Annotated in this window: 10 protein-coding genes; 6 read left to right on the forward strand and 4 right to left on the reverse strand. The window is 63.3% G+C overall.

The annotated features are described in order from the left end of the window. The first annotated feature begins 15 nt into the window (after positions 1 to 15). Both nrdR and OVA24_RS19660 read left to right on the forward strand, forming a co-directional pair. Positions 16 to 504 (forward strand): transcriptional regulator NrdR, encoded by a 489-nt coding sequence (gene nrdR / locus OVA24_RS19655; RefSeq protein WP_267671848.1) that lies wholly within the window; start codon positions 16 to 18, stop codon positions 502 to 504. Positions 505 to 567: 63 nt separating this feature from the next. Further along, positions 568 to 1,098, forward strand: a complete 531-nt coding sequence (locus tag OVA24_RS19660; protein WP_267671849.1) for a hypothetical protein — start codon at positions 568 to 570, stop codon at positions 1,096 to 1,098. A gap of 65 nt (positions 1,099 to 1,163) precedes the next feature. On the opposite strand, the gene OVA24_RS19665 is transcribed toward OVA24_RS19660, so the two are convergent. Beyond that, on the reverse strand, positions 1,164 to 3,224 hold the full coding sequence (locus tag OVA24_RS19665; protein ID WP_267671850.1) for a TonB-dependent receptor: 2,061 nt from the start codon (positions 3,222 to 3,224) through the stop codon (positions 1,164 to 1,166). 116 nt (positions 3,225 to 3,340) lie between these two features. Here OVA24_RS19665 and OVA24_RS19670 point away from each other — a divergent pair, with 116 nt between their 5' ends. Genes OVA24_RS19670 through OVA24_RS19685 form a run of 3 tightly spaced genes read left to right on the forward strand, consistent with a single transcriptional unit; the run spans position 3,341 to position 9,215 of the window. Next, positions 3,341 to 4,675: an NADase-type glycan-binding domain-containing protein gene (locus OVA24_RS19670; protein WP_267671851.1), complete on the forward strand. Its 1,335-nt coding sequence runs from the start codon at positions 3,341 to 3,343 to the stop codon at positions 4,673 to 4,675. Beyond that, positions 4,632 to 7,133 carry a CapA family protein gene (locus OVA24_RS19675; RefSeq protein WP_267671852.1) on the forward strand — a complete coding sequence of 834 codons (2,502 nt, stop codon included), beginning with the start codon at positions 4,632 to 4,634 and terminating at the stop codon, positions 7,131 to 7,133. Before OVA24_RS19670 ends, OVA24_RS19675 begins: the two co-directional genes overlap by 44 nt. Before the next feature lie 51 nt (positions 7,134 to 7,184). Next, positions 7,185 to 9,215, forward strand: a complete 2,031-nt coding sequence (locus tag OVA24_RS19685) for an ABC-F family ATP-binding cassette domain-containing protein (RefSeq protein ID WP_324287875.1) — start codon at positions 7,185 to 7,187, stop codon at positions 9,213 to 9,215. Positions 9,216 to 9,221: 6 nt separating this feature from the next. On the opposite strand, the gene OVA24_RS19690 is transcribed toward OVA24_RS19685, so the two are convergent. The 3 genes from OVA24_RS19690 to OVA24_RS19700 all read right to left on the reverse strand — a co-directional run bounded on the left by OVA24_RS19690 (position 9,222) and on the right by OVA24_RS19700 (position 12,367). Next, positions 9,222 to 10,568 carry a sulfatase family protein gene (locus OVA24_RS19690; RefSeq protein ID WP_267671853.1) on the reverse strand — a complete coding sequence of 449 codons (1,347 nt, stop codon included), beginning with the start codon at positions 10,566 to 10,568 and terminating at the stop codon, positions 9,222 to 9,224. A gap of 9 nt (positions 10,569 to 10,577) precedes the next feature. After that, positions 10,578 to 11,840, reverse strand: coding sequence for a hypothetical protein (locus OVA24_RS19695; RefSeq protein WP_267671854.1), 1,263 nt, complete (start codon positions 11,838 to 11,840; stop codon positions 10,578 to 10,580). Between the two features lie 98 nt (positions 11,841 to 11,938). Next, entirely contained in the window at positions 11,939 to 12,367 is a 429-nt protein-coding gene (locus OVA24_RS19700) for a DUF5069 domain-containing protein (RefSeq protein ID WP_267671855.1), read from the reverse strand. A 153-nt stretch (positions 12,368 to 12,520) separates the two neighbouring features. On the opposite strand from OVA24_RS19700, the gene OVA24_RS19705 reads away from it, so the two are divergent. Further along, positions 12,521 to 16,684: a lamin tail domain-containing protein gene (locus OVA24_RS19705; protein ID WP_267671856.1), complete on the forward strand. Its 4,164-nt coding sequence runs from the start codon at positions 12,521 to 12,523 to the stop codon at positions 16,682 to 16,684.

Consider the following 16,684-nt stretch of genomic DNA (forward strand, 5'->3'; position numbering starts at 1 on the left):
TGCTTCCGGTACTCCATGCGTTGCGTTCAATGCGGTTCTCTCAAAGACAAAGTCCTCGACTCCCGGTCGTCGAAGGATGGCACGTCGATCCGCCGCCGCCGCGAGTGCCTGAACTGCACCTACCGCTACACGACCTACGAACAGATCGAACGGACGGAGCTGCGGGTCGTGAAACGCGACGGCACCCGCGAAGCCCTCAACCGCGAGAAGCTGATGGGTGGCCTGATCAAAGCCTGCGAAAAGCGCCCCGTTTCCATGGACCGGCTGGACCGCGCCGTGGAGGAGATCCTGACCGACCTGCACAAGGACCACGTGAGCGAGGTGCCGTCCCACATCATCGGTTCCAAGGTGATGGACAAGCTGCACCAGATCGATCCCGTGGCCTACGTGCGCTACGTTTCGGTCTACCGCCAGTTCGAGGATGTGAACGAGTTCATCCAGGAAATCCAGTCCCTCTCCCGTCGCGCGACACGTGACACCATGCAACGCCGTCTCCCCCTCTGACATTCACCCCCGCATCCACCCAACCTCTCACCCCCTCTCCCTGACCACGACAGCTTCCTCCCCGTGATTTCATTCATTGGCAACCGCCCAGCCATCCAAATCGGACGCCACCAGGTGTTCGACTACGATCCCGCGTGGCTGGATGACGCCATCATCCGCGCGGCGAAGGCGGCGGACCAGAATGATTTCCCGTTTGTCACGGAGATCCGCAGCGGGATCACCCAATACCTGGAGGAGGCGTGCAAGCTGCGGTTGCTGCACCTGCATGACCTGTTCGAAAAGGTGCGCAAGATGCTGGTGAAGATCGGCTGCCACCACATCGCGGAGCACCTGCAGCCGCTGGCGCCACCGCTGACCATCTCTCTGGTCCATGCGGCCATGGAGGCCGGCACCGGCTACGAGCTGGCATTTTTCGAGAAACTCCGCACGGAGCTGGAGGAACTGCGCAGCCACGGCGCGGAAGAGATCCGCTTTACAGGCCTGCGCGAATGCGTGCTGATCCTCCGCAGCGCGAAGAAGTGGGACAAGCGCTGCGAGGCGGTGCTCCAGGAGGTGGAGGCGTTCCTGAAAAGCTGGGACACCTTCGCCGCTTGACAATGGAAAACGGGGCACCGCGATCCGCGATGCCCCGCCACCAGCCAACCAGGCAACGGTTCCAATCAGAAATTCACCTTCACGCCGGCCACCACGCCGCGGCCATGGAGCGGAACACTGTCCTTGAGGAATGAGGTGTGCTCGCGCGCCTCCTCATCGGTGAGGTTCACCCCCTTGATGTAAAGGTCAGTGGTCACCGGACCGCTGGTGATCGTGTAGCTGAGGACGGCGTTGAACATCACGTAGCTGTCCGTGGGCAGCTCGTTGTCCGCCGTTTCCGCCTGGTGGGCGGAGAACACGCTTTCAAGACGTGCCCCGAAGGCACCCTTTTTGTAGTCCAGTGCGGCACTGGCATGGAAGGGGGAGATGCGTGGCAGGGGGTCGCCCGTTTTCCGGTCGTTGGCCTGCACATAGTCGGCGCGCAGATCCACATTCAGGTGGTCCTCCGCGGTCTCTCCGGCAATCACCGGTCCCAGCAGATGGAAGGTGGTCTCCACCTCCGCGCCGAAGAACTCCGCATCCGTCGCCTGGTAGGCGTAGATGGGCAGACCGCCGAGCGAAACACCACCCGTCGGGAACAGGCCGATGTAGTCGTTGAAGCGGTTGTAGAACACGGTCACCGCTCCGGTCACGCTGCCGGTGACCTTGCGGAAGGAAAGATCGAAGCCGAGCGACTTCTCCGTGCGGAGTCCGTCATCACCCACTTCGAAGGCACCCGTCGCGACATGGGGGCCACCGGCATAGAGTTCCTGATAGGTCGGCGCGCGCTCCGTCCATGAGGCGGAAAGGGCGACCTTGTAGTTGTCGTTCGGCGTGAAGACGATCCCGAGCGATCCGCTCAGGGTGTCGAAGTTCCTTTCCCGGTCCGGGCCGAAGTCCACATCCGCGCTCGCCTTCGCGTTGGTATGGTCGTAACGGAGGCCGCCCTCCAACCTCCAGTGATCCGAAAGCTCCATCTCCTCGAAGAGGAAAGCGGAGTGCCCGTGCGTCAGCACATGCGGGAGGAACTTTTCATCGCCCACCGCCTCGAAGTCGCTGCGCTGGACCTGATAACCGAAGGTGCCTTGCAGCGGTCCCCATTTCTCATGGGAAAGCTCGACCCGGCCATCATAGCCATCGTTGGTGAAGGTCGTCCCCGGATCCGGTCCTTCGAACTCGGTGTGTTCGTAGTTGGAGGTGGCGAAGCGGTACTTGATCTCCCGGATGCCCTGGAGCGGCTCATAGAACGCCCCGTGGAAATCCCAGCGGCGCTGGCGCATGTCGATGCTCACTTCCTTCTCCACCGGTGAACCGTAGTCCGTGTCAAAACCGGAGTAGGCCAGGCCGAAGTAGCCGCCATCCCAGACATAGGACGCCCCCGCGGAGAAGCCTTCCGTGTTGAACCAACTGTTTTCCAGCGTTCCGCGTTCATCGTTTTCCGGGGCACCCGGATTCGCGTCACGGAAACGCTTCGAGCGGGCGTAGCCGGGAATCTCCAGTTCCTCGATGTTCCGTTTGTAACCTTCCAGGTGCCACGCGAACCCGCCGACGCCGCCCTCCAGTTCGAAGTCCGATGCGATGCCGTTGTCCGCGGAGCTGGCACGGGTGCCCACGCTGCCCCTCACCCATTCGCCGATCCTCTCGGACGGGATGCGGTTGTCCGTGACATTCACCACGCCGCCGATGGCATTCGGCCCGAAAAGCACGGTCGCCGGGCCGCGGACGACCTCGATCTTCGAGACGCTCACCGGATCGAAGCTCACCGCATGGTCGAAGCTCGTCGCGGAGGCATCGATGGTGTTGAGGCCGTTCTGCAGCACCCGGATGCGGTCGCCGTCCAGGCCACGGATCACCGGGCGGCTGGACGCCGGGCCGAAGTAGGTCGAACGGACGCCGGGCTGCGTCGCCAGCGTTTCGCCGAGGGTTGCCTCAAGGTTGAGGAGAAGGTCCCTCCCTTCCAGCACGGTGACCGGCTGCGCCAGATCGGACGCGCTTTCCCCGAGCCTGCTGGCACTCACCGTGATCTCCCCCAGTTCCGGAGCTTCCGGGGTGGTCTGAGCGGATGCCACCGAGGGCACCAGGAACGCGGCGGGGATGAACATCAGGAAACGGGAGATCTTCATGGAGGTGGTGCCGCTGACTCTCATCCAGCGAAAAACCGTCCGTCAACTACCTTTGTATGTTTTTTGCATTTGATAAAAACTTACCTCAATCAAACTTTCCGAAATTGATCCGCGAAGAGATCCGGTGGAGAGTGCCATCGATGAAACCATGGGCTGTCCTTTCCCTGCTCCTCACATCGACCGCTCCGCTGCTGGCAAATGGCGGCGGATACCTGCGTGGCGGCATCACCCATGCCGGTGACCTCACCACCTTCGAGCCGCAGGCGACGGGCAACATCCGCATGGTGGATGAGAAGCTCAACATCGGATTCGGCAAGGAGGAAGCCAAGGTGGAGATCCACTACCTCCTCAGGAACCAGACGAAGGAGAAGGTCAAGGTGCGCTTCGGCTTCCCGGTGGAGGAGGTGTTCGACAACGACATGATCGACGAGGAGAGGACCGCCCATCCGGAAGGGAACAAGGCACAGGTCACCCCGAAGTATTGCCAGGACTACGTGATCACCGCGCGCGACAAGAAGATCACGGCGAAATGGCAGGGCGAGGAAAAGCAGTCCGAGGACGAGCGGTTCAAGGGCATCGCCGGTTGGTTGGTGTCTGAAATCACGTTCGAACCGGATCAGGAAATCCCCGTCTCCATCCGGTTCCGCAGCGGCTATGTCTCGGAAGACTGGAGCGTGAGTGATGACTCCCACAGGACCGCCTCCATTTTCAAATACCGTCTGTCATCCGCCGCCGTATGGGCCGGAACCATCGGCAACGGAAAGATCACCCTCAAACCGGACGGGATTCCTGCGGAAGACCTGAAAGTACTGAAACCCGCGAACCGCTTCAAGAAGGACGGCGACACCTGGGTTTGGGATTTCAAAGACCTGGAACCCACGCTGGCGGATGACTTCGAAGTGGAGGCGACTCCGGAGGAACGCTCCTACATGCGGTCCGCCGCCAACCCGGGAAAGTATGAGGAACCTCTCGCCGACTACATCCAGCGGGCGGAAAAATGGTCGATGGCCCATACGAACTACACCATCGCCGCCAGTTCCACCCTCCCGGCCAGCGGGGACACGAACTACTCCGCCGGCAACCTGAAGAACCTCTGGAGCGAAGACGCTTGGAGTGAGGGCGCCAAAGGGCCTGGCATCGGTGAATGGCTGGAGGTTAAGCCCCAGGTGCCAAAACCCCTGACCGCCATCAGCATCATCCCCGGCTATGTGAAAGAAGATGACCTTTTCAAAGCCAACGCGCGGCCCAGAGAGATCCTCATCGAACTCAACGAGGAGCATCAGTTCACCGTGGAGATTCCGGACTCCCCGGAGCTGTTCGAGTTTCCCGTGACCGGCTACAACAAACCGGTGAACACGGTGAAGCTGACCTTCCAGAATGTATGGAAGGGCTCCCGCCACGAAGATCTCTGCGTCACCGGCCTCCGCCTCCATGTCGCCCTGGACAAAGCACCGAAGATCCAGCCTGCCCGCTAGCCTGGCGGCACTGGGGGTCCTGTGTCTGCCGCTGGCCCGGGCTCTCCCGGTTTTCATCGCGGACAATCATGCGGAGACGTTCGGCTGGATCACCCGCACGTTCGATCCGGATGACGCGTTCACCCTGGTGCTGATCGACGCGCACTCAGATGCGTCCGCCGCGGAGCGATCGGAGGAAATGCGCGAGCAGCTCCGGAGGGTGCCGGATCTGGCGAGCCGTGCGGGGACGGTCGAGAAATGGCGAAAGGAACACCGCCTGCAGGCATTCAACTGGATCGAGCCGCTGATGCCGCGACCGCTCGACCGCGTCCGGTGGTTTTTCCCGACCGCCGCCGGTGATCCGCAAACGCTGAACAGCGGAGCGGTTGCCTCGCTCGATGGCAGGCTGGAGGTGGAACCGAGATCTTCCGGTTCTTTCGCGGAACGCTGGCAGACCTCCGTCCTCGGGGATTTCGCCACATGGCAGCCGGGACCGAAGCCGGTGATCCTGGCCATCGACCTCGACACCTTCGCGGAGATGGATGCAGCGGAGGCAGAGGAAAATTTCGCAGGGATTTGGAAACACGCAATGACCCTGCCGGATCTCCGCGGGGTCGCCTTCGCGATTTCCCGTCCGTGGCTGAAGGACGACGGGCAGGCCTCACACCTCGTCCGGATGGCGCTGCGGGCGGTTCGCCACACCCGTGGTGCCACCCTCGAGTGGGATGCCTCCGTGGATGACCGACCGGATGATTCCCTGAACGCGGCTGAACTCCGTCAGGATGGCAGGCCGGTTCCCCGCTGGGATCTCGGCACCGCCCCCGCGCAGATCACCGCGGAGCTGGCATTGATGCACCCCGCCGCACGCATCACGGACCGGAAGCGGGAATGGTCCGGGGAGGATTTCCCGCGTCCCGCAACCATCGCCCCCACCGCGGGCGAGATCGACATCGATGGCGTCTGGCGTTTTCCCATCGGCCAGGAACCGATCCTCCGGCTAAGCCCACCCGGAGACGCGACGGGCAGGGTCCGCTGGCAGTTGCTGCGCCCCGTATCCGACGCTTACGACCTGCTGCCACAAACCGGTCTCGGCAAGGGCTTCTCCGGAAACGCCGCCCGCCACATCCATGAGGTGAGCGTCAGCCTGGATGCCGCGGAAGATTTCCTGCTCGATCCCGCATCTTGGAGGACAGCGACCGGCGGTTCCTTCCGGATCACCGCGGAATATGAAACGCCGTCCGGTTGGCTCCCCGCCGGCATCACCACCATCCGCATCCGCAACAGGGAAGGCTTCCACGGTGCGCTTTCGGAATGCCTGGGGATGCCCTACGTTTTCGGCATCGCCGGATTGGCAAAGGACGACCTGACCGGTGTGGAAACCGGATGGGGCAGCGATTGCGCGAACCTGCTGATCTACGCGTGGCGGAGGAATGGCGTTCCCCTCGCGTGGGGGGATCCGGGCAGGCTCCGGCGGCAGTTGGCGGTAAAGGTTGGAAAAACCGTCATCGAAGCGCAGACCGCCATCACTCCGGCGGAAGTCCGTCGCGGCATCGCCATCGACTTCGGCTCCCACGTGGCCGCGCTGTGGGAGGATCGTCCGCCCGCGGGGCAGCTCGACGGGAGTGACCTGGTGATGCACCATCTGGGCGGCAAGCCGGAGATCCTTCCTCTGGGAAAGCTGTTGAGCGACCGCCCACAGTTCTCCCTGCTGACGCCACGCAACAGCTATCCTCTCCGGGTGGCGTTCGCGGGTGACGTCGTTCTCGCCGGTGACGATCCGGTGTTTCATCCGGATTTCGGACGGCGGGATTTCGATCTCTTCTTCGGCAATCTCGAGGGCATCCCGTCGATGCTCGAACCTGCGGCCAAGCCCCGCTACGACTTCCGCTTCGCCCCGGAGAAGATCGCCTTGCTCAAGAAGCACAATTTTTCCGCGATCTCCCTGGCGAACAACCACGCTCTGGATGCCGGACTGGATGGTCTGCTGGAGGGGATGCGAGCCCTCCGCGAGCGACGTTTTCCGTTCGTCGGTGCCGGAGCGGATGAGCGCGAGGCGTGCATGCCGCGGATGATCGAACCCTACGGCACCAAAATCGCGCTCTACGGGGTATCCATCGTCGGCGACGGTGCGGCGGGGCCGGATTCACCGGGCATCGCGATGCTCCCCCATCATTCGCGTCTGCTGGAGGAGTCCCTACGCGCCTCCAGAAAGGCGGGCGCGAGGATCATCATCCTGCTGCATGGAGGTGACGAATACTCCACAAAGGTGAATGACGAACAGCGGCGCTGGGCGCGGTGGCTCATCGCGCGGGGAGCCGCTGTCATCGCCGGTTCCCATCCCCATGTGATCCAGCGGGAGGAGATCCACGGCGGAGCGACCGTGCTCCATTCCCTGGGGAACGCGGTTTATCCCAGGGACTTGAAAGGTGCGGACTCCGGCCAGATCCGCGTTGTTCCGGTCGCTGGCGAAGACTTCTGACCCGCCTCCGGGGCTTGACCCCGGCGCAGGTTCATGCACCCTGCGCCCCCGATGATTTCCGTCCAATCCCTGCGCGTCGAGTATGGCGCCCGCGTCCTTTTCAGCGACCTCGGCTTTTCGGTGCAGCCGCGGGAGCGCATCGCCTTCGCCGGGCACAACGGTGCGGGGAAATCGACGCTGATGAAATGCATCGCCGGGATCATCAAGCCATCCGGCGGCCAGATCAACGCGCCGAAGGGCACCCGCATCGGCTACCTGCCGCAGGAGGGCATCCACGTGAAGGGCATCACCCTGTGGAAGGAAACCGAGTCCGCCTTCAGCGAGGCCGTGGCCATGAAGGAGAAGATCGAGCGCCTTTCCGCGGAGCTGGAAACGCTCGACCCACGTTCCTCCCCCTACGGTGACCTGCTGGAGGAAATCGGCGACCTGGAGATCCGGCTGGATACGATGGACCCGGACCGCATGAAGCCGCGGATCGAGTCCGTGCTGAAGGGCCTCGGCTTCCAGACGAAGGATTTCACCCGCGACTGCGCGGAGTTTTCCGGCGGCTGGCAGATGCGGATCGCGATGGCGAAGCTGTTCCTCCAGGAGCCGGAAGTCCTGCTGCTGGATGAGCCGACGAACCACCTGGACATCGACACCCAGCTCTGGGTGGAGCAGTACCTGATCAACTACCCGGGAGCGATCATGCTGATCTCCCACGACCGCGGCCTGCTGGACACGCTCTGTACGCGCACAATCGCCTTCGCCCACGGCCGTGCGGAGGAATACGCCGGGAACTTCTCCTACTTCGAGCGCGAGTCCGTGCTGCGGAAGGAAATCCAGCTCAAGCAATACACCGCCCAGCAGCGTGAGATCGCGGAGATCCAGCGCTTCATCGACCGCTTCCGTGCGTCCGCCAACAAAGCGACGCTGGTGCAGTCGCGGGTGAAGATGCTGGCGAAGATCGAACGCATCCCGGCTCCCGAGCAAGCGGACGCGGTGATGAACTTCCGCTTCCCGCCACCGCCGAACTCCGGCCACATGGTGGCGAAGCTGGAAGGCGTCTCAAAGGCCTACGGCCCGCTGCAGATTTTCAGCGGCTATGATTTCGAGATCAACAAGGGCGAGAAGTTCGCCGTGGTGGGTCCGAACGGCGCGGGCAAGTCCACCTTCTGCCGCCTGATCACCGGGCAGGAAGCACCGGACTCCGGCGAGCATACCTTCGGCCACAAGGTGGCGACGTCCTTCTTCTCCCAGAACCACGCGGACGAACTGGACCCTGACCGCACGGTGCTGGAGACGGTGGAGGCCGCCGCATCCCGCGAGTCCATGCCCCACGCCCGGAACCTGCTGGGCTGCTTCCTCTTCCGCGGTGACGACGTCTTCAAGAAAGTCGGCGTCCTTTCCGGTGGTGAGCGCTCCCGCGTCGCACTGGTCTGCATGCTCCTGCGCCCGGCGAACTTCCTGATCCTCGACGAGCCGACGAACCACCTCGACATGCAATCGCAGGACGTCCTCAAGCGCGCCCTCGCCGACTATCCCGGCAGCGTGCTGATCGTCTCCCACAACCGCGACTTCCTCGACCCGGTGGTGACGAAGACGCTGGAGTTCCGTCCCGGCAAGCCGCCGAAGACCTACGTCGGCAACATCACCTACTACATCGAAAAGGCAGCCGAGGACAAGGCGCTCGAACTCTCCGCGGCAAAAGCCGGAGCCGCCGCCGCAAAGGCAGCGCCAACGGTCCTGCCGAAGGTGGAGGCCGCTGCTGCAGCCTCGCAACCACCAGCGTCCCAGCCCGGCGTGAACCGCAAGGAACAACGCCGACAGGAAGCCGAGGCACGCGAACTGCGCTCCAAGGTCCTCAAGCCGCTCGAAACGGAATTCGAAGCCCTTGAGATCAAGATCGCGGAGCTGGAAAGCGAGCAGGCCAAGCTCACCGAGAAACTCTCCGACCCCGCCGTCAGCGGCGATCCGACCGCTTTCCGCAATGCGACCAATGACGTCGCGAAGGTGGGATCCGCGCTGGAGACCAGCTACTCGCGGTGGGGCGCGCTGTCCGAGGAGATCGACCGTACGAAGGCGCGCCTCGGCGACGCCTGATCCGGGTCACTTCGCCGCTTCACGCAGCTCGCGGAAGCGCTCCCGCATTTCCGCGAGCCGCCCCGCTTGGGCCGGGTCCCCCGCGAGGTCATTTTCCTCGCGGGGATCGTTGGTGAGGTCGAAGAGCTGCTCTTTCCGGAAGTCCGGCCAGTGGAAGTACTTCCAGTCCTTCCGCACCAGCGCCTGTGACGCGGGGATGAAGTCGGTGTTCCGGATCGTCGCGTGTTCGTAGAAGTATTCCGAACGCCAATCCACCGGATCGGACGAAAGGTAGAGCGGGGCCATGTCCCTGCCCTGCATGCCTTCAGGAACCTCCGCTCCGGCGGCGGACAGGATGGTGGGAGCGAGATCGACATTGAGTGTCAGCGCGACGTTGGTCTTTCCACGGACCGCCGCACCCATGCGCGGATCATCCACGATGAGAGGGACACGGATGCTTTCCTGGTGCGGATACCATTTGTCCGCCAGGCCATGCTCGCCGTGGAAAAATCCGTTGTCCGTGGTGAAGATCACCAGCGTCTCCCCGCGCACGTTCTGGCGGTCCAGTTCCTCAAGGATACGCCCACAGGTGGCGTCCACCTCGGAGGCCATGCGGTAGTAGTTCCTCATCATCCGCTGGTATTTCTCCGGCTCGTCGAATCGCCAGTGCCAGCGGACGCGGCCCTCATTTTTTTCATTCGCGATGAAGGGCGGCAGCCTGCGGAAGGATTCATCCGTCATGTTCGGCGGCACGGGAATCACCTGATCCGCATACAGGCCCATGCTCTCCTTCTGCGGCAGGAACTGTTCCGGGTTCGCGTCCTCCGCATGGGTGGCGAAGAATGCGACGGTGAGGCAGAAGGGTTTGTCCTTCGGCCTTCCGCGCAGGAACTCCAGTGAGTCCTTTTCGTTCTTCGCGGTCACATGGATGTCATTCCCCTGTTCGTCCTTCATCCAGTGTTTGCCGGAATAGGCGCGCGCGAAATCAAACCGCTTCGCCGGGAATTTCCCGCAGTGCCATTTCCCCACATGGCCGAGATGGTAGCCGCTCTCCCGCAGCACACCGGGGAACGTCTGTTCCCAAGGCGTGCGGAACATCTGGAATGCCTCATTGCCGTGCCGGGACATCCACTGGCCGGTCAGCAGGGTGGCGCGGCTCACCCCGCAGATCGCGGTGGTCACACGGTTCTCCGTGAAGCGCACACCCTTTGCGGAGAGCGTGTCCAGCACGGGTGTTTTCAGCACCGGATTTCCCGCCACGCCGAGCGAGTCATGCCGCCAGTCGTCCGCGTAGAGCAGGACGATGTTCATCGGCTTCGCCCATGCGGCGGAAACAGTGACCCAACCCAGGCAGAGGACCGCGGCAAATCTCATGCGGCTTCTTTAGAACTTCGCAAGCCACTCCGCACGGCCATTCTCCGGCACCTCCAGCTTGCGCTCCGCCTGTTTCAGTTCCGGCCAGCCACCCACATCCTCCTGGGTGTCCGGGATGCGTCCGGTGCCTTCCTTCACCTGCCGGATGATGCGTTCGTCCACGGGATCCCTGTCCTTCGGACGGGCACCCACATTCGCCAGAACCGCATCCTTCACCTCGTTCACCGGGATGATCCGCAGGCCGTCGATCTTCACCGGCGCTTCCTTCACGAAGACATCATAGTCGAGGAGCTTCGCCGCCTCGACACTGCCTTCCGGCACCAGGTTGCCGCTCACGAAAATCTGGCTCCCCTCGTTGGTCCAGCCGTTTTTCGTGGTCTTGTCGGAGTAGAAATTCACCACCTTGCTCCTGCCCTTGGTCTCCCTCGCCCGGGTGGGGCTTTCCAGCAGCACGTTCGCCACGGCAGTCAGTTTCGTCGGCAGCCCCTCACCCGCGCCATAGCTGTGCAGCGCGTTGCTGCCGATGTCATACATCACATTGTTCGCCACGATGGAACTGGTGTTCCCCTTCACGACCGGGTTCCGGTAGCGGTTGTGGGCGAAGAGATTCCTCAGGATGGTCACGTTCTGCGTGTGGTCGCCGACGAGCAGCCCCATCGAGTGCCCGCCCTTCGGATGGCCCGCCTTGTCCAGCGCCTCCGCGATGATGCAGTCGCTGATGGTGACGTCCCTGATGCCCTTGAAATAGGTCGAGATCCCCTCGTCCGTGGACCAAGCGACCGAGCAATGGCGGATCACCACGTTGTAGACCTTTGGATCAGGAAACTGGCCTGCGGGAACCTTGTCCTCGCCCACGAGCTGGATGCCGTCGCGGTCCTCCATCGACTCCTTGCCCGGCTTGTTCCCCACGCGCATGCGGATGTGCTCCACCACCACGTCATGCGTGCGGATGCGCAAGGTCGCATTGCGGAGGGAGATACCCGGTGACGGGGCGGTCTGCCCGGCGATGGTCACGAACGGGCTGTGGATCGAGAGATCCCTCTCAAGGTCGATGTAGCCCGCCACTTCGAACACGACCAGACGCGGCTCCTTCACATTCTGGAGTGCGTCCCTAAGCGAGCCGGGGCCGGAATCGGCAAGGGTGGTGACCTTCACCACCTTCCCTCCGACGCCTCCCGGGGTATCTGTTCCGAAACCCTCCGGAGCGGCGGAGAGAGGACCTGAAATCAGGATGGCAAGCGAAGCAATAGCGGGTAGCAGGATGTTGCGCACACCCGGAATACGTGGCGCGCATCACCACATTTCAAAAATTGCATTCAACCCCGCCGGAGTCGCACACCGGATGCGTGGGGACGGCTGTTGCCCGAAACTCACCGCCCCTCGTCCGCATCCAGGAACTGGAACATGGTCTCGATTCCCGCCTCCGGGCCGAACCCGGCTTCCTCGCAGCGGAACCTCAGGCGGTCGCTCGCCTCGTCCTTCCAGCCTCTCTTTGTCATGAAGCCGTTCCAGAGATCGATGTCCTGGGGAGTGGGTCGCCGGCCGTTCAGGAACACCCATTCCAGCACGTCCTCATCACTGCCGCCCTGAAGGGTTCTCTCCACCACCGCGCCGTAGTCCACTCCGAGGAACAGCGAGCAGCGCCAGTCGAAGGTGTTTTCCTTCGCCCCCAGAAAGTCGACGTAGTCCTGCGGCAGTTTTCCTTCCGCATGCAGCCGGATCTTGGAAAGCATGCGGGGGAAATAGACCATCCCACCGGTGCGGTCATAGGGGCTGAGGAGACCGGGAACGTGTGCCATGCGCCGATCTTCCACAAATCACCCCGACCGGCAAATTCACTTTCCCCTTGATTCGGAAACTTTCGGACCAATAACGGAGGGATGGTAAAACCCTCCCCCGGGCCGTCCATACGGTCCGCGTTCCGGTGTGCCCTCGCCGGATGCCTGTTCACCGTGGCCACGGCCGCACCGGTGGCCATCCCGTTCACGGAGAACTTTGATTCCGGCTCCAGCGTTTTCTCCGGAGGCTCCGGATGGACCCACACGGGCGGGAAATATCGCGGTGCCATCAGCGGGAACGGAACGTCCTCCGGCAGCTCGGTCGAAGCCCCCGCTTTTCCGGACGGCTTCCGGATGGAGACGTCGATCTCCGGTGTCACCGGAACGGGGGGAACGAACTCCTGCGGCTTTGGCTTTCTCGGTGCGGCGGCGGGCTTCAGCGGCACTTCTCCCTACTACCTGGTCGATGTGCGTCCGGCCACCAGCAGGCTGCGCCTCGTGCAGGTGGGCACAACAAATGTTTTCTTCATCAACAATGAGGCACTCGCCTTCACACTGGATCCGGCAACCCCGTTCAAACTGTCGGTCGAAGGAACCTACGACGGACCCGTCCTCAGGCTGCGGATCATCGTCTCCCAGAACGCGAACCAGTCGATCCACGCGTTCGACGATGACACGCCCCTCACCGGTTCCTTCTTCGGGTTCCGCGTGAGGAGCGAGGGAACATCCGCCACCATCGGTGCGGATTTCGATGACTTTTCCCTGAGAGGTTATTCGCTGGTGGACTTCACCGGCGCTCCCGCCGCCTACGCCCGGTCTGGCTCTCCCTACTCCTCCACTTTCGGAGCAACCTCGACTTCCGGAGGGACGGTGGGTTTCTCTCCGGTGGAACTTCCCGGTTGGCTTTCACTCACGGACAACCACAACGGCACCGCCACCGTCAGCGGCACACCTCCCGCCGGACTCACCGGCTCTTTCCTGATGAAGGTGTGGGCCGACGATTCCAACGGCGCGCCAGCGGTGCAGGAGTTCCCCCTCAAGTTGCTCGGAATCTCCGGGGTGATGATCAGCGAATTCGTGGCCTCCAACAATGGCGCGCTGGAAGATGAGGACGGCGACGATTCCGACTGGCTGGAGATTTTCAACGCGGATCCAGACCCAGTGGATCTCGGAGGGTGGAAGTTGAGGGACGACAAGACATCATGGACCATCCCGGCAGGGACCGTCCTCCCCCCCTTCGGACATCTGGTGGTGTTCGCTTCCGACAAGAACCGCACCGGCCCGGAACTGCACGCCAACTTCAAGCTTTCCGCGGATGCCGGGGGACAACTCGCGCTCGTCCGGCCGGACAATTCCATCGCCAGCGAATACACGAACTATCCCGCCCAGCGGAAAGGCGCGTCCTATGGTGTATGGGGTGACTACCAGTCTCGTGGCTACCTTTCCCCACCGACTCCCGGAGCGGCGAACCCGGCGGAGGGTTATGTGTCGTTCGCGGCCAATCCGGCGTTCTCCATGCAGCGTGGATTTTTCACCTCCCCGCAGAGCCTCACCCTGGAAGCTCCCCTGGCCGGAGCGAGCATCTCCTACACCCTGGACGGCTCCCTGCCGACCGCGACCAACGGCACGCTGATCACGGCGGCGGACGCCTCCGCTTTTCCTTCGGGAACGATCAGCATCCCGACCTCCTCGGTGGTCCGCGCCGTCGCGTTCAAGGCGGGCTATCTGCCGTCGCCCGCCGTCACCCATACCTACCTTTTTCCGGACGATCTGGTGACGCAATCCGCCAACGGCCTGCCGCCCGAAGGTTGGCCGACGAACTCCGTCAACGGCCAGATGCTGGACTACGGGATGGACCCGGAGGTGATCAACAGCCCGGCAAAGGCGGAGGAATTGAAAGCCGCCCTCCGCAGCCTGCCGACCTTCTCCCTGGTGACGGACCGCAAACATTTCTTCGATCCGCTCACCGGCATCTATGTGAACGCCTATGGCCGGGAAAAGGAATGGGAGCGCCCCACCTCCATGGAGATGATCCGGCCGGACGGGACCAGCGCTTTCCAGATCGACTGCGGTATGAGGATGCGGGGCGGAGTGAGCCGGGATGACTCCAACCCGAAGCACAGTTTCCACTTCTACTTCCGCAGTGAATACGGGGAAGGGAAACTCAACTACCCGCTCTTCGACGGCGACGGTGCCGCCGAGTTCGACCGCATCGACCTGCGCACCACCCAGGGCAGCAAGTCATGGCATACCTCCGGCTCGACCGCAGCCAACTACATGCAGGACGAATGGTCGCGTGCCACCCAGGGGGCGATGGGCCACCCGCATGCCCGCAGCCGCTACGTCCACCTCTACATCAACGGCCAGTACTGGGGCATCTACGCGACGCAGGAGCGCGCTGACAACGCGTGGGCCGCCTCCTACTTCGGCGGGGAAAAGGAAGAATACGACATCATCAAGACCTACACCCTTCCCCACCGGGTGGAGGCCGCGGACGGTGACGCCGTTGCATGGACCCAGCTTTTCAACGCCGCCACGGCGGGCTTCTCCAGCGATGCCGCCTACTACGCCGTGCAGGGCCGCAACCCGGACGGAACGCCCTCCGCCACCCTCAAGCCGCTGGTCGAGATCGACAACCTGATCGACTACATGATCCTGAACATGTTCGCCAGCAACACCGACGGACCGGTGAACCCGGGGGACAAGAACGTGCCGAAGAATTTCTTCTGCTTCCGCCCGCGGGATGGCTCCGCCGGGTTCCGTTTCGTCGCCCATGATTTCGAGGACACCTTCGGCGGCACCGACGTGACCGGCCATCTGACCACCGACGGAAAGCATCCCGTGGCCGGAGCCACGCTGGTCTATTTCAACCCGCGCTGGCTCCACCTCCAGTTGGTCCAGAACCCGAACTACCTCCGCCGCTTCGGCGACCGGGTGCAGCGGAATCTTTTCGGCAGCGGCGCGCTCACCGCCTCCGCCTCCACCGCCCGCTGGACCGCCATGCGGGCGGTGCTGGCCCCGGCGATGCTCGCGGAGTCCGCCCGCTGGGGGGACTCCTACGGTGAGACCCGTGGAACCGCGGGATACGTGCCGCGGACGGTCGCCAACTGGGAAAGCGGCTGCAACGTGTTCTTCAATCCTACGAACTCCTCGGGGACGCTGGTGAGCAGGCCCAACAGCTTCATCACCCTGCTGCGCGGCACCTCCCGCGGCTATGCCCTCTTTCCCAGCACTGATGTCACCGCCCCGGTGTTCTCCCTGTCCGGCGGAGTGGTTCCCCCCGGCTCCAGCCTGACCATCACCGGCCCCGCATCGACGGGCATTTTCTACACCCTGGATGGCACGGATCCCTCCGGAGGAACAGCGGTTGCCTACACCGGATCCATCCCCCTCGACAGTGCTTCCGTCATGGTGAAGGCACGGGTCAGGCACAACACCACCGGCGAGTGGAGCACCCTGACCGAGGCCACCTTCACCCATCCTCCCGTCCCCGCCGCACCGGGAAACCTCTACTTCTCCGAACTCCACTACAATCCTGACGACGGCCTCGACACCCGTGACTTCATCGAAGTCCACAACCCATCCTCCTCCATCGTCGATCTCACGGGCGTCCGCATCACCACCGGCATCACCTTTGCCTTCCCATCGGTCCTGCTCCAACCGGGAGCCCGCATCGTGGCGGTCAAAAACCTCGGCGTATTCCGCGCCCTCTACGGCCAGATCCCGAAGGTGGCGGGAGTATGGGACGGAAACCTCGCCAACAGCGGTGAAACCATCGAACTGCGGGCCGCTGACAATTCCATCATCGAGAGCCTCACCTACGCCGACGTCCCGCCATGGCCCACCTCGCCTGATGGCGACGGTCCCTCGCTCGTCCGCATCCACCATACCCTGCAGGCAGATTCCGCCTACAGTTGGCGGGCTTCTTCCGCCTTCCACGGCACCCCGGACGCCCCGGATGCCGCCTCTTTTGCTTCGTGGCTGTCGTCCCACCAATTCGCCAGCGCGGCGTCCCCGGCCCCCGGCGGAATGAAAGCGTTGCTGCACTACGCGACAGCGACCCCACCCGCCGACCAACCGACCGCACCCCTCATCACCCGTGGAGCTGGCACGGACTCCATCACTCTCCGCCGGCCTTTCGCCGCGGTTGATGCGGTGAGGTTTTTCATCGAGCAATCATCCGACCTCACCAACTGGCCGGTCTCCATCGAGATCGACTCCGCCGCCGCCACCATCCTCAACCGCAACGTGGACTCCGGCGGCATCGAGACCCTCACCGTCCGTCTTCCCACAACGGCTCCGGGCACATTCTATCGCCTCCGCTACCTCACCCGCTGA

Source organism: Luteolibacter sp. SL250 (assembly GCF_026625605.1).
GTDB lineage: Bacteria > Verrucomicrobiota > Verrucomicrobiia > Verrucomicrobiales > Akkermansiaceae > Luteolibacter.

Excerpts from the sequence above, each read along its gene's own strand:
- OVA24_RS19700 (WP_267671855.1), bottom strand. The coding sequence starts at position 12,367 with ATGGCACACGTTCCCGGTCTCCTCAGCCCCTATGACCGCACCGGTGGG.
- nrdR (WP_267671848.1), top strand. The coding sequence starts at position 16 with ATGCGTTGCGTTCAATGCGGTTCTCTCAAAGACAAAGTCCTCGACTCC.
- OVA24_RS19665 (WP_267671850.1), bottom strand. The coding sequence starts at position 3,224 with ATGAGAGTCAGCGGCACCACCTCCATGAAGATCTCCCGTTTCCTGATG.
- OVA24_RS19690 (WP_267671853.1), bottom strand. The coding sequence starts at position 10,568 with ATGAGATTTGCCGCGGTCCTCTGCCTGGGTTGGGTCACTGTTTCCGCC.
- OVA24_RS19685 (WP_324287875.1), top strand. The coding sequence starts at position 7,185 with ATGATTTCCGTCCAATCCCTGCGCGTCGAGTATGGCGCCCGCGTCCTT.
- OVA24_RS19670 (WP_267671851.1), top strand. The coding sequence starts at position 3,341 with ATGAAACCATGGGCTGTCCTTTCCCTGCTCCTCACATCGACCGCTCCG.
- OVA24_RS19675 (WP_267671852.1), top strand. The coding sequence starts at position 4,632 with ATGTCGCCCTGGACAAAGCACCGAAGATCCAGCCTGCCCGCTAGCCTG.